This window comes from Agathobaculum sp. (assembly GCF_034098985.1).
Lineage (GTDB): Bacteria > Bacillota > Clostridia > Oscillospirales > Butyricicoccaceae > Agathobaculum.
On the sequence record NZ_JAXEOA010000002.1, the window covers coordinates 1 to 12,354 of the forward strand.

A 12,354-nucleotide genomic window follows, 5' to 3' on the forward strand; every position below is an offset into this window, starting at 1 on the left:
GTGGTTGATAGGTCAGGAGTGGAAGCGTGGTAACACGTGCAGCGGACTGATACTAATAGGCCGAGGGCTTGACCTCATTATTAGAGGTAACCTCAAACTCTTATAGCTTGCAAGTAGTTCTTGTTCAGTTTTCAGGGTATAACTCTGAAAAGTGCGTGTCAATGGTGACGAGGGTACACCTGTTCCCATTCCGAACACAGTAGTTAAGCTCGTTTACGGTGACAATACTTGGCTGGCGACGGCCCGGGAAGATAACTCGACGCGCACATCAAAAAACGCCGATCCGAAAGGGTCGGCGTTTTGTTTTCGTTAAGATTTCTCTGGCTGGATGGCGGTGCGCCCTGGGGTATGGTATGATATAAATATGAATATTATCATATATAAGGGGGCCGTCGATGAACAAGATTCTATGGGAAAAATTATATGAAGCGCTGACTTCCGTATTGCCGATTACTGCGATCGTTCTTTTGCTCAGCATGACGATCGCGCCCATGCCGGTCGGCACACTTGCGCTGTTTTTGATGGGCGCGGCGCTGCTCATCTTGGGCATGGCATTCTTTTCTCTGGGCACCGATGTGTCCATGATCCCCATGGGAGACGGCATTGGCGCGCAGCTGCCGCAGACCAAAAACCTAGGCGCTGTAATCTTGGTCACGCTGTTGATTGGCATTCTGATTACTATTGCCGAACCGGATTTGCAGGTACTCGCCGGACAGGTGCCATCTATCCCCAATGCGGTGTTGATCTGGACGGTCGCAGTCGGCGTGGGCCTGTTTTTTGTCATTGCTATGCTGCGTACATTATTCAAGATCAGCCTATCCAGACTGCTGATCCTGTTTTATATCGTGGTGTTTGTGCTGAGCGCATTTGTGCCTAATGAGTTCGTTTCTGTAGCATTCGATTCAGGCGGCGTGACGACTGGACCGATCACCGTGCCGTTTATTATGTCGCTTGGCATCGGCCTTGCGTCTATCCGCGGCGACCGCGATGCGCAGGATGATTCTTTCGGCTTGGTCGCGCTATGCAGCATCGGCCCGATTTTGGCGGTGCTGCTTCTCGGGATTTTTTTCCGGGGTGGGGATCCGGGTTATACGCCGGTATCGGTTCCCACGGTAGAGAGTACGCGCGCATTGGCCGGGAAATTTGTGCACGCATTGCCCGATTATATTCACGAGGTGTGCGCGGCGCTGGTGCCAATCATTCTTTTTTGTGCCGTATTTCAGCTGGTGTTCCGGCGTTTTCACAAGCTTCAATTGCAGAAGATCGGTATCGGCTTTGCTTATACGTTTATTGGATTGGCCTTATTCCTGACAGGCGTGAGCGTGGGTTTTATGCCCGCCGGCCACTATCTGGGTCAGCAGCTTGCAAAGAGCCAGCATCCATGGATCCTGTTGCCGCTCGGTATGTTAATCGGTTATTTTTTGGTCACCGCCGAACCGGCCGTCCACGTGCTCAATAAGCAGGTTGAGACGATCACAAATGGCGGTATCTCGCAGCGTGCAATGATGCTGAGCCTGTCGGTCGGCGTGTCACTCTCAGTGGGTCTTGCTATGGTTCGCGTCTTGACAGGGCTTTCGATTTATTATATCCTGATTCCAGGTTATACGGCCGCGCTTATCATGACGTTTTTTGTACCGCGCATATTTACGGGTATTGCGTTCGACTCGGGCGGCGTGGCCTCTGGGCCGATGACGACTACCTTTTTGCTGCCGTTCGCTATGGGCGCATGCGAGGCGCTTGGCGGCAATGTGCTGACCGATGCGTTTGGCATCGTCGCTATGGTCGCCATGACGCCGTTGTTGACGATCCAAGCGCTGGGCATTCTGTACCGGCGCCGTGAGCAGGACGGCAAAGCGGCTGTGTCCAGCGAGGGCGAAGTGGAAGAGATCATTGAACTGGAGGAAGACACGCATGCATGAGTACCAGCCGCAGATGGCGCTGCACAGCGCCGTGCACGCCGTGGTTGCGATCGTGGACAGCGGGCAGGGCGCTAGAGTGCTGCATATCTGCCGAGAAAACCATGTGCTGCTTGACTTTGTCTGCATGGCACACGGAACGGCGCGCACTGAAATGCTCGATTTGCTGGGACTGGGGGAGACGCCGAAAGAGGTCGTTATCTGCCTGACCGGGGAGACGGCCGCGCGACGGCTGCTGGGCAGGCTGGGAAGCGATATGAAGATGCGCTACCCAGGCCGCGGGATTGCGTTTACCATCCCGGTGGGCAGTCTGGGTGTCCGTTTGCATAAGCTGCTGACACAAGAAGAACCGAAGGAGGGACAGGAGATGAACAGCACCGGGAAAAATGAGGGCTACGACGTGGTCGCCGTGATCCTGGACCAAGGATACACCAGCCGTATCATGGACGTTGCGCGGCGCGAGGGTGCGCGCGGCGGCACTGTGATCACGGCGCGCGGTATCGCGGAGGACGAGGTGCGGCAGTTTTTCGGTATTGAAATCCAGGCGGAAAAGGAGATCGTGTTTCTGGTCGTCCGGAGCGGCGAGAAGCAGCGCATTATGACTGAAATCATGAAAGCGGCTGGCCTAAATACGGAGAGCCATGGCATTGTATTGTCGTTGCCAGTGTCCAGCGCGATTGGGCTTGCTGATTGACAGAAGCGGTATTACGCCTGCCACTATATCTAGTGGCAGGCGTCTTTTTATGCGGTAGGGGAGTTGTCCACAGAGCATCCACAGCTTTTCCACAAAAGGATGCACAGAATGATGTTATCCACAAGAAGATATCCCAAGCTTCCACAGGCGAAATTTGACGAATTTTGGAGCTTTCTACAAGAAAAAAATTTCCGTTCTCGCAAATCCACCAAAAAAGTATCCTGCCCTTGACATTGCGCGGGGGGCGCGGTAAAATAATGAGTATAGGCACAAGATATTGTACGGATTGTGTCAAAAGGATACGATGTTTAGTAACCTGCTGCAAACTGCGGCGCGGATGGAGAGGAAAGACAGGTTTATGATACGGCAGATTATCAAGAGAGACGGGCGAAAAGCCCCCTTTGAGCTGGACAAGATCGCAAACGCGATTTTTGGTGCGGCGCAGGCCTCGGGCGGCCAGGATTATGAGATGGCCAAGGAGCTTGCCGACCAGGTGGAAAGGGAGTTGGAGACCGTTGCTGCCGATCAGGTGCCCACTGTGGAGCAGATACAAGATACAGTGGAGAAGGTGCTCATTAACAACGGGCACGCGCGCACGGCGAAAAAGTACATCCTTTATCGCAACGAGCGCACCCGCGTGCGCGATATGAACACCAAGCTGATGAAAGTCTATGAGGATTTGACTTTTCAATCCTCTTTGGAAAACGATGTTAAGCGTGAAAACGCCAACATTGACGGCGACACTGCGATGGGTACCATGCTCAAGTATGGTTCGGAGGGCGCCAAGCAGTTTTACGAGATGTTCATTCTCGACCCCGCGCATGCCAAAGCGCACCGCGAGGGCGATATCCACATCCACGACCTCGATTTTTTGACGCTGACCACGACATGCTGCCAGATCGATCTGCTCAAACTGTTCGACGGCGGCTTTTCGACCGGTCATGGCTTTCTGCGTGAGCCCAATGACATTCGTTCGTATTCGGCGCTTGCGTGCATTGCGATCCAGTCCAACCAGAACGACCAGCACGGCGGCCAATCCGTGCCCAATTTCGACTATTGTATGGCACCCGGTGTCAAGAAAACCTACCGCAAGGCGTTTCTGCGCAATCTGGAACGCGCCATGGAGATCTATAAGGACGATGAGGACGAGTCCGCCGGGGCGAAGGCCGTGTTTGAAGCGGTCGAGCAGGAGAATGGCCTTTCGCCGATTTTGGCTGGCGACAACGGCTTTGAGGACAAGCTGACCGAAAAGCTCAAGGAACAGTTTGACGACAAGATTGCGGACAAGATTACCGCGTTCTGCCGCCGCCACGCGGTCAAGGAGACGCGCCGCACCACCTATCAGGCGATGGAGGCGCTCGTACATAACCTTAATACGATGCACTCCCGCGCGGGCGCGCAGATCCCGTTTTCCTCGCTCAACTACGGCACCGACGTTTCGCCCGAGGGGCGCCTCGTCGTCGAAAGCCTGTTGCTAGCGACTGAGGCCGGATTGGGCAATGGCGAGACCTCGATCTTCCCAATCCACATTTTCAAGGTCAAGGAAGGCGTCAACTTTAACGAGGGAGAACCCAACTACGACCTGTTCAAGCTGGCGTGCCGCGTGTCGGCCAAACGCCTGTTCCCGAACTTTTCCTTTATTGACGCGCCCTTTAACCTCAAATACTATAAGCCCGGCCATCCGGAGACCGAATGTGCCTACATGGGCTGTCGCACGCGCGTAATCGGCAATGTGTACGACCCGTCGCGCGAGATCGTAAACGGCCGCGGCAACCTGTCGTTCACATCAATCAACCTGCCGCGCATTGGCATCCGCAGCCACGGTGACGTGGATTGGTTTTTCGAGGATCTCGACCGCAAGATCGACCTTGTAATCGACCAGCTTTTGGCGCGGTTCCGCATCCAATCGAACAAGCGGGTGCGTAATTACCCGTTCCTGATGGGCGAGGGCATCTGGATTGATTCGGAAAAGCTCGGTCCGGACGATATGGTAGGCGAAGTGCTCAAACACGGCACGCTGACCATCGGCTTCATCGGCCTTGCCGAGTGCCTCAAGGCGCTCACTGGCAAGCACCACGGCGAGAGCGACGAATCGCAGAACATGGGGCTTGAGATCATCGGCCATATGCGCGCGCGCATGGACGAGGCCGCGAAGAAATACGGGCTTAACTTCTCACTGATCGCGACCCCGGCGGAAGGGCTGTCCGGCCGCTTTGTCAAGATCGACCGCGAAAAATACGGCCTTATCCCGGGCGTAACCGACCGCGACTATTATACCAACTCGTTCCACATCCCGGTATACTACCCGATTTCGGCGTTTGAAAAGCTCAGCCGCGAGGCGCCTTATCATGAGTTGACCAACGGCGGCCACATCAGCTATATCGAACTCGACGGCGACCCGACGCAGAACCTCGAGGCTTTCGAGGCGGTCGTGCGGTATATGAAGGAGGTTGGCATCGGCTACGGTTCGATCAACCACCCGGTAGACCGCGACCCGGTCTGCGGCTATACGGGCATTATTGGCGAAGCCTGCCCGCGCTGCGGCCGCAAGGAGGGCGAGGGCGTACCGCTGGAAAAGCTGCAAAAGCTCGGCTTGTACCGGAATTTGAACAGCACAACGCTCGGCTATCACGGCGACCCCGCAGAGGAGGCCGACCGTCAGCCGAATGAACTGAAAATTGTCAGGGAGTAACGAAAGGAAGGCATTATCATGGAAAACAAGACGAATACGACGCTGATTGGCGAGGGTGTAGGGTTTGAGCGCATCCGCCGCATCACGGGCTACCTGGTAGGCACGCTCGACCGCTTCAACAATGCCAAGCGCGCCGAGGTCAACGACCGCGTCAAGCACGGCCTGTCTTCCTGCTGCTCGCTGACCGAAGAGCACACCGCGTAAGCCCATGGAGGGCAAACTCAGGATCGCGGGCACGGTCGCCGAATCGATTGTTGACGGACCCGGATTCCGCTACACGGTGTTTACACAGGGCTGCCCGCACCACTGCCCGGGCTGCCACAACCCGCAGACGCATGATTTTGACGGCGGCACCGAGATGAAACTCTCGGTGCTGTTTGCCGATATCGTGAAAAACAAATTCGTCCGGGGCGTTACGCTGTCGGGCGGCGAGCCATTCTGCCAGGCGGAGCCGCTCTTTACGCTTGCAAAGGCGCTCAAGGAGGACGGGCGGCATCTGATGGCGTTCACGGGTTATACGTTCGAGCAGCTTCTCGAATTGCCTGATCCTTATGTGCAAAGATTGATCGGCATGCTCGACCTGCTGGTCGACGGGCCGTTCATCCTTGCCGAGCGGGATATCGAGCTGCGCTTTCGCGGCAGCGCAAACCAGCGGGTGCTTGACGTGCCCAAATCTTTAGCGGAGGGCGCGCCCGTCTGGGCGGAGCAATACCGGTGAAAGACATAAAAACGCCCCGCGGCTATGCCGCGAGGCGTTTTTTCATTCCCATTTTTCCCATATGTCGGGCTGGAAGCCGACCGTTGCCTGCCTGCCGTTCCGCACCACAGGTGTGCGGAGCAGCGACGGATCTTCGAGCAGCTTTTGATATTTATCCTCGTCAAAGGCCAGATAGGCGAGCGAGGCGTACCCCTTAGCCTTGGGGTTGAGCAGCGGCTCCAGCCCGCCTACCGCCTTGCGCACGCTGTCCAGCTCACCCTTGGACATGCCCTTTTGCGCAAGGTCGATCATTTGAAACTTGATATTCCGTTCTTTGAACCAACGCTGCGCTTTTTTGGTATCAAAACATTTGGTTTTTCCGAAAATCTGGATATTCATAGCTTCCCCGCTCCTTTTGTTCCATTATATCAGACACCTGCCTTGCAGACAAGTGTTGACAATTTGTATGAATTATTGTATTATTGAAGTAGAACAATAATCCGCAAATAAGGAGAACGCTATTATGGAGCAGACAGCATTGGACAAACGCAGATGGGGGCTGGATGGGTTCCAGATCAAAATGATCGCGCTCATCATTATGACGATCGACCATATTCATTATTTTGGCTGCACGCTTTATGATTTGCCGCTGATTTTAACGCTGATCGGCCGGATCGCCGCGCCGCTGTTTGTCTTTATGGTGGCGGAGGGGTTTGCCCATACGCACAACCGGGGCAAATACCTGCTCCGCCTTTATATCGGCGGTACGCTGATGCAGTTCGGCAACCTACTGGTAAACCACTTTTTTCCTTTGCCGGACGGCGCTATTGTGATGAACGGCATTTTTTCGACCATGGCGCTGATCGTATTCTACCTGCTGTGCATCGAAAAGCTGCGCGAGGCAGTGCGCACACGGAATGCCGGCGCGGGATTTTTGTGGGTGCTCGGCCTGATTGCGCCGATTGCAGCCAACATCGCTTGTTTTGCACTTTTTTCGATCTGGCTTCCGGGCGCGCAGGCGTTGCTGTATCTGGTGCCCATGCCGATGATGGTGGAGGGCGGCGTCATTTTCGTACTGATGGGCATTGGCCTATATTACTGCCGCCGCAGCAAAGCGGCGCTTGCCGTGTTCTATACGGCGCTGCTGGTCATTTTGGTGCTGTTGAGCGGCGTAAACGCGTTTAATATCCAATATGCGTTTTTCATGTGGCTTGCGCTGCCGTTTATGCTGCTGTACAATGGAGAGCGCGGCCGCGGCATGAAATACCTGTTTTATATTTATTATCCGGCGCATGTTTATCTGTTTGCGATCATCACCTCGCTGCTTGGGCGGTAAAGAAAAAAGGACGCGTTACGCGTCCTTTTTTTGTGCCCGGAAAGCTTTCTGCGCCTGCGCGAACGGTCCGATCAATACGCAGGCGAGTGCGGCCGCGCGCCCAAGGTCGCACAACACGAGTGGGACGGCAAAAAAAACCTCGCCGTGGCGGGCAAAATCCCCGACCGCGGCCAACCCGGCGGCTGCGAAATTGGGATAGGGCAGGAGCGCGGCGGTGTGTGCGCCGAGCAGCAGCACGGCGCGCAGGCTGATGAGCGCGAACAGCGCGCCGCCGGCGGAAAAGCCGCGCACCGCCGCAGCCGACAGGCCCTCAGGCATAGCGAGCGAAAGCGCGAGAGCGGCGGGCAGCATCGACCGGATCAGCGCGCCAGTTTGCGTCCAAAGCGACCACATCGGCGCTTCAAAATAGGCCATGTTATGTTCGCGGAGCGTCAACAGCCCGCTCAGCGCAAGGATGACGCCCGCCGCTGCCGCGGTGGGGAGCGACCACATCGCGCAGCGGATCAGACCAACGCGGGCGAGCAGCAGCGCGGCGACGGTGAGCAGTAAAATCAAGCTCCAGAGCGGCCGCGTGGGGAAAGCGGTGCGCTGCACGAACAGGCCCATGCGGGCGAGCGAGCGGGTCAGCGGCCATACGGAAAACAGAGCGAGCCCCCATACCAGCACGCGGTATTGCCGCCAAAAGGGCGCAAGCCTTACGCAGCCCGCACACACAAGCGCGCAAAACAGGCTGGCGATGGCGGCGGCATACGCCGTCTGCCCGTCAATGCGGGCATATAGGATCTCAGAAAACGGAAGCAGCGCGAACAGCGCGGCGCCCCAACGAGGGAACAGGCGTTCACGCATTCAGCCCGCCTCCCATCTCGCCGTCCAGATAGCAGGAAAGCTTTTCATTTGCAAACACCGCGACGCCGGCGGGCGCGATTTGTTCAAATTCATCTAGCCGTAGCGCGGGCAGGATGGCCGTACCGTCCGCGTGTAGCACCTCGGTTGCGCGGTAGAGCGGCATGTCGGGCATAGTGTGCTGCTCGGCCGCGAGGTCAAGCAGGTCGGAAAGTGCGAATACCTCGTCGTCCGCCTGCAGGAGCGCGGCGGCCTCACTGTCGCGCACGACCGCGACACGCAGCGAGAGCCGCATGTCGTCGTGCTGGCATAGGTAGTCCGCCAGCGTCAAGATACCCTCTTTGGCCACCTTTTCGTCGATCAGCACGACCTGCGCGTGGTCGAGGTACAGCTCGTTCCCGAGCACACGCTCGATATTCCTTAGCAGCTCGTCCATATCGCGTCCGTTCGCAGACAGGTAAGCAGGGGATGCCGCGTCCTCAGGGCTGTCCTGCCGCACAACCTCGGCGGTCAGGCGGTAGCCGCCGTCGACTTGGTCGAGCGCGAGCCCGGACACGGGCGAAACCTCGCGTGCACAGCCGGCGAGCGGCAGCAGGGCGAGCAGCAAAAGCAGCTTTTTCAACGTTTGTCCTCCTTTTTCACAGGGAAGCGGTCGTGCCGCATGATAAACCAGGGCGCGCGCAGATAAGCATCCTCGTGCTCGATGCCGACGCGGGGCACCAGATTGAGCAGATACGGCACCGAGAACGAGCGCATATTGCACAGCCACGCCAGAATGAGCGCGAGCGCGATGGCGACCCCGTACAACCCGTATGCCGCGGCGGCGGCAAGCAGCAGGAAACGTAGGTACAGCACGGCGGTTTGCAGCTTGGGCACCATCAGCCCGGTCACGCCCGCGATGGCGACGACGATGACGGTCGGTGCAGCAGCGAACCGCGCGGAAACGGCGGCTTGTCCGAGCACCAGGCCGCCGACAATGCTCATCGTCTGCCCGATGGCGCCCGGCGTACGCGCGCCGGCTTCCTTGAGCGCTTCGAGCACGAGCAGCATCAAAAAGGTTTCCCAGCCCGCGGGCAGTGGCACACCGCGCTGTGCGGCCGATACGGCGAACAGCAGACGCGCGGGCACCAGCTCGCGATGGTACAGCATGAGCGCGATATACACTGCGGGCACACAGATGGAAAAGAAAAAGCCGAAAAGCCGCAGCAGGCGTGAAATGTTGGCCTGCAGATAGCTGACGTAGTAATCATCGTTCGACTGAAAGCATTCCTGAAGCAGATAGGGAGCGGTCAGCACGACAGGGCTGCCGTCCACTACGATGGCGCACCGCCCCTCGACCAGCCGCGCCGCGACCACGTCGGGCCGCTCGGTCGTGCCCATGGTGGGAAACGGGGACGCGCGGTGGTCCCGGATACGCTCGGCAAGGTAGTTGGAATCGAGGATGCTGTCAGGCGCGTGCTTGCTCAGGCGTTTCTGAATGGCTTTGACCAGCTTTTCCTCGCATACGCCCTGCAGGTAGCACAGGCAAACTACCGTGTTGGTGCGCGAGCCGATGCGCAGAAAGGTAAATTTCAGGCGCTTATCGTTCAGCCTGCGGCGGATAAGCGCTAAATTGGGCATAAAGCATTCGGTAAAGCCCTCGCGCGGGCCGGACAGCACGCGTTCATTCTCAGGCTCTGAGGTCGAGCGCATGGCAAACCCCTTGGTATTGACGACGACCGGCCGTGCGTCGCCCTCGGTGAACACGACCGTGTCGCCATATAAAAAGGAGGCAAATAGCTTGGAAAGGTCGGTTTCGACCCGGCTGTCGTTGACCTGCAGGATGGTCTGCGCAAGTTCTTCGGCTGTGGCGCGCTTGCGCTCGCTCGAGACGATGGGACGGATGACGCTTTGGTTGATTGCAATGGCGTTTACCATGCCGTCGAAAAAGAACGCCGCGCACGTAAGCCCTTTGGGGCTTTGCGCCCGCCGCACGACCATGGTGTTATCGCCTTGGAAAAGATCCTGCATCAGGCGGATGTTGTGTTCCAGATCGGTGGAAAATACGATTTCGTCCATGCTTTCACCCCTTATCAGGGGTAGAATGTGCATTTCGCGTAAAAGTTATACGCCGCGCAGGTTGTCGGCGAGCACGCCGCCGAACAGGCGGATGGACGCAAGCGCCTCGGAAAGCGTGTTGCCGGATGAGCCGACCTCGACCAACATCGAACCGACGCGCGCGTGCTGATTAAAGCGCTGGGTGCGCAGGTTGACCGGACGCATCAGTCCGGGATAGGTTTGGTTGAGATCGTATTGCAGACCCGTGACATAGCGCAGATTATCGCGCCAGTTGTCGTGTTCAAGTCCGCCGTCGTTGGTGCCGACGACAAACATCAGCTGCGCCATCTGCTCGCCGCCGATGGTGCAGGCGGTTTTATAGGCTACGCCGCTGTCGGTCAGGATCGAGTCGCGGTGCACGTCGATCACGATCTGGATGGAGGGATATTCCTCAATTGCGGCCTGGATCGCTGCAAGCGAGCGGTCATAAGAGCCGGAATAGGCTGGGGTATCAAAAATATCGCGCACATGCATCGTTTTAATGCCCTGCGCCTCCAAAACGCCCGCCAGTTCGTCGCCGACACGGACAACATTGAACCGCGTATCAGTCGTTCGCTCGTTTTCAGTCGGCGTATAGGGGAACGCGGCATCGGGCTTATAGCTCTCACTGCCATGGGTATGTACGATCAGCACCTGCGGTTCGCCGCTTTGGATATCGGCCTGGATATTGACCGGGTCGGCCAGGCATTCCGCCACATCGACTGTATAACTGGTATCATTATTGATGGTAAGGGTTTTGGCCTTGTCCGCGGCGGATAGGACTGGCGTGTCGTCGTCCGGCGGGTCGGCAAGCGGGACATAGGTGCTCTCGGAAACTGGGTCGGCGGCGTTCTCACTACGCGCGTTCGAGGGTGTACGCGGAGCGTATACCTCGTCCGATTCAGGCGAAAGGCCGAGCTCTAAACTGACCGCATGTGCGATAAAGCCGCCGTTACGGGCTAAAGCATCAAAAAATGAACGGGCGGTCGTTTCTCCGCCCGTATGGGAAAACAGCAGCAGGGATGCGGCAAGGCACAGCGTAACGGCGGCGGGCACCGTGACCGGCCTGCGCCGCCGATATTTTTTGATTCGCCGCGCCATAAGCCGGTCACCTCCTTGCATGTGCTTTTATTTTACGCCTGCCGGGGCGCGATTATGACAGATAAAGGTCGATGTCGGAAACCGTCAAATGCGGGTGCAGCGCCATATTGATCGCATAGCCGATCATGCGGGAAATGTCGGCGACCTCACGGTCGATATCCCGCGTTGTGATCATGACCGGGCGGGAAAGATCCTCAAGCGCCTCGCACTGCGGCTCGCCAAGCTGCGCGCTGATCTCGTGGGCGAGCGTCGCGCCGTCCACCACGGTGGGCACGCCAATGGCGATCACAGGGATGCCCAACGTTTCCTCATTGAGCGCCGAGCGGGCGTTGCCGACGCCTGCCCCCGGCGTGATACCGGTGTCCGCGAGCTGGACGGTGCGCAAAAGGCGGGAGAGCCGGCCGGCGGCCAACGCATCGACGGCCAGCACGGCGGCGGGCTTTATGCGGTCGAGCACGCCCTGCACCACCTCGCCGGTCTCCACACCGGTCTGGCCTAACACACCGGGCGCAATCGCGGAGACAGCGCGCCAGGAAGAAAAAATATCGGGCTCGTGCTCGACCAGATGCCGCGTTGCGATCACATGGTCGATCGCCTGCGGGCCGATCGCGTCGGGCGTGATCATGCGGTTGCCCAGTCCCGTGACCAGGATGGGCCGTTGCGCCGCAGTTTCGGGCAGCAGCTCGGCGAGCAGCGTGCCGAGCGCGCGGCACGCGCGGGGGAACGCATCCTCCTCGCGGCGCATGAGTGCGGCAAGCTCCAGCGTCAAATAGCGCCCGCGCGGCTTGCCAATGTCGCGCGCGGCGTGTTCGCTCAGAATATCGACCTCGCGGACAGAAAAGCCCTCCAGATCGCGGTCGGTTTGGCGGACCTGCTGTTCGTCCGCCGCTTTTTCCATGTTTTCCAGCGCCTCAACAGCGAGGTCGGTGCGAAATGCCATGCAAAACCACTCCTTTTGCACTATTTTGCAGCGGCAAACAATTCTTATACGAAAGATGA

Annotated in this window: 11 protein-coding genes, 1 rRNA gene and 1 pseudogene; 7 read left to right on the forward strand and 6 right to left on the reverse strand. The window is 57.9% G+C overall.

Annotation, left to right across the window (positions count from 1 at the left end; all coding sequences use genetic code 11):
- Nucleotides 1–151: 151 nt before the first annotated feature.
- The 6 genes and pseudogenes from rrf (at nucleotide 152) to nrdG (ending at nucleotide 6,020) form a co-directional block, all read left to right on the forward strand.
- Nucleotides 152–268 (forward strand): 5S ribosomal RNA (rrf, locus tag SO058_RS00100).
- A gap of 127 nt (nucleotides 269–395) precedes the next feature.
- On the forward strand, nucleotides 396–1,919 hold the full coding sequence (locus SO058_RS00105; protein ID WP_320840980.1) for a DUF1538 domain-containing protein: 1,524 nt from the start codon (nucleotides 396–398) through the stop codon (nucleotides 1,917–1,919).
- Nucleotides 1,912–2,610: a hypothetical protein gene (locus SO058_RS00110; protein WP_320840981.1), complete on the forward strand. Its 699-nt coding sequence runs from the start codon at nucleotides 1,912–1,914 to the stop codon at nucleotides 2,608–2,610. Before SO058_RS00105 ends, SO058_RS00110 begins: the two co-directional genes overlap by 8 nt.
- 358 nt (nucleotides 2,611–2,968) lie before the next feature.
- Nucleotides 2,969–5,302, forward strand: coding sequence for an anaerobic ribonucleoside triphosphate reductase (locus SO058_RS00115; RefSeq protein WP_320840982.1), 2,334 nt, complete (start codon nucleotides 2,969–2,971; stop codon nucleotides 5,300–5,302).
- Between the two features lie 63 nt (nucleotides 5,303–5,365).
- Nucleotides 5,366–5,506 (forward strand): annotated as a pseudogene (nrdD, locus tag SO058_RS00120) (anaerobic ribonucleoside-triphosphate reductase); the annotation flags it as partial.
- A 4-nt stretch (nucleotides 5,507–5,510) separates the two neighbouring features.
- A complete protein-coding gene (gene nrdG, locus SO058_RS00125; RefSeq protein ID WP_320840984.1) occupies nucleotides 5,511–6,020 on the forward strand; it encodes an anaerobic ribonucleoside-triphosphate reductase activating protein in 510 nt (169 codons plus the stop codon).
- A 42-nt stretch (nucleotides 6,021–6,062) separates the two neighbouring features.
- Here the strand turns inward: nrdG and SO058_RS00130 are convergent, their stop codons facing one another.
- Entirely contained in the window at nucleotides 6,063–6,398 is a 336-nt protein-coding gene (locus SO058_RS00130; protein WP_320840985.1) for an arsenate reductase family protein, read from the reverse strand.
- Nucleotides 6,399–6,522: 124 nt separating this feature from the next.
- Here SO058_RS00130 and SO058_RS00135 point away from each other — a divergent pair, with 124 nt between their 5' ends.
- A complete protein-coding gene (locus SO058_RS00135) occupies nucleotides 6,523–7,335 on the forward strand; it encodes a TraX family protein (protein ID WP_320840986.1) in 813 nt (270 codons plus the stop codon).
- A gap of 15 nt (nucleotides 7,336–7,350) precedes the next feature.
- On the opposite strand, the gene SO058_RS00140 is transcribed toward SO058_RS00135, so the two are convergent.
- From SO058_RS00140 to gpr, 5 genes are read right to left on the reverse strand one after another with little or no spacing between them, the layout of a single operon-like run.
- The gene (locus SO058_RS00140; RefSeq protein WP_320840987.1) at nucleotides 7,351–8,181 is read right to left on the reverse strand and encodes a hypothetical protein; all 831 of its coding nucleotides are present in this window, start codon (nucleotides 8,179–8,181) and stop codon (nucleotides 7,351–7,353) included.
- Nucleotides 8,174–8,800 carry a Ger(x)C family spore germination protein gene (locus tag SO058_RS00145; protein WP_320840988.1) on the reverse strand — a complete coding sequence of 209 codons (627 nt, stop codon included), beginning with the start codon at nucleotides 8,798–8,800 and terminating at the stop codon, nucleotides 8,174–8,176. The genes SO058_RS00140 and SO058_RS00145 overlap by 8 nt, the downstream gene beginning before the upstream one ends.
- Entirely contained in the window at nucleotides 8,797–10,236 is a 1,440-nt protein-coding gene (locus SO058_RS00150) for a spore germination protein (RefSeq protein WP_320840989.1), read from the reverse strand. Before SO058_RS00150 ends, SO058_RS00145 begins: the two co-directional genes overlap by 4 nt.
- A 45-nt stretch (nucleotides 10,237–10,281) precedes the next feature.
- Entirely contained in the window at nucleotides 10,282–11,355 is a 1,074-nt protein-coding gene (gene spoIIP / locus SO058_RS00155) for a stage II sporulation protein P (protein WP_320840990.1), read from the reverse strand.
- 52 nt (nucleotides 11,356–11,407) lie between these two features.
- Nucleotides 11,408–12,295, reverse strand: coding sequence for a GPR endopeptidase (gene gpr, locus SO058_RS00160; RefSeq protein WP_320840991.1), 888 nt, complete (start codon nucleotides 12,293–12,295; stop codon nucleotides 11,408–11,410).
- Between the last annotated feature and the right edge of the window lie 59 nt (nucleotides 12,296–12,354).

Excerpts from the sequence above, each read along its gene's own strand:
- gpr (WP_320840991.1), bottom strand. The coding sequence starts at position 12,295 with ATGGCATTTCGCACCGACCTCGCTGTTGAGGCGCTGGAAAACATGGAA.
- SO058_RS00140 (WP_320840987.1), bottom strand. The coding sequence starts at position 8,181 with ATGCGTGAACGCCTGTTCCCTCGTTGGGGCGCCGCGCTGTTCGCGCTG.
- nrdG (WP_320840984.1), top strand. The coding sequence starts at position 5,511 with ATGGAGGGCAAACTCAGGATCGCGGGCACGGTCGCCGAATCGATTGTT.
- SO058_RS00135 (WP_320840986.1), top strand. The coding sequence starts at position 6,523 with ATGGAGCAGACAGCATTGGACAAACGCAGATGGGGGCTGGATGGGTTC.
- SO058_RS00110 (WP_320840981.1), top strand. The coding sequence starts at position 1,912 with ATGCATGAGTACCAGCCGCAGATGGCGCTGCACAGCGCCGTGCACGCC.
- SO058_RS00130 (WP_320840985.1), bottom strand. The coding sequence starts at position 6,398 with ATGAATATCCAGATTTTCGGAAAAACCAAATGTTTTGATACCAAAAAA.
- SO058_RS00105 (WP_320840980.1), top strand. The coding sequence starts at position 396 with ATGAACAAGATTCTATGGGAAAAATTATATGAAGCGCTGACTTCCGTA.
- SO058_RS00150 (WP_320840989.1), bottom strand. The coding sequence starts at position 10,236 with ATGGACGAAATCGTATTTTCCACCGATCTGGAACACAACATCCGCCTG.
- SO058_RS00115 (WP_320840982.1), top strand. The coding sequence starts at position 2,969 with ATGATACGGCAGATTATCAAGAGAGACGGGCGAAAAGCCCCCTTTGAG.
- spoIIP (WP_320840990.1), bottom strand. The coding sequence starts at position 11,355 with ATGGCGCGGCGAATCAAAAAATATCGGCGGCGCAGGCCGGTCACGGTG.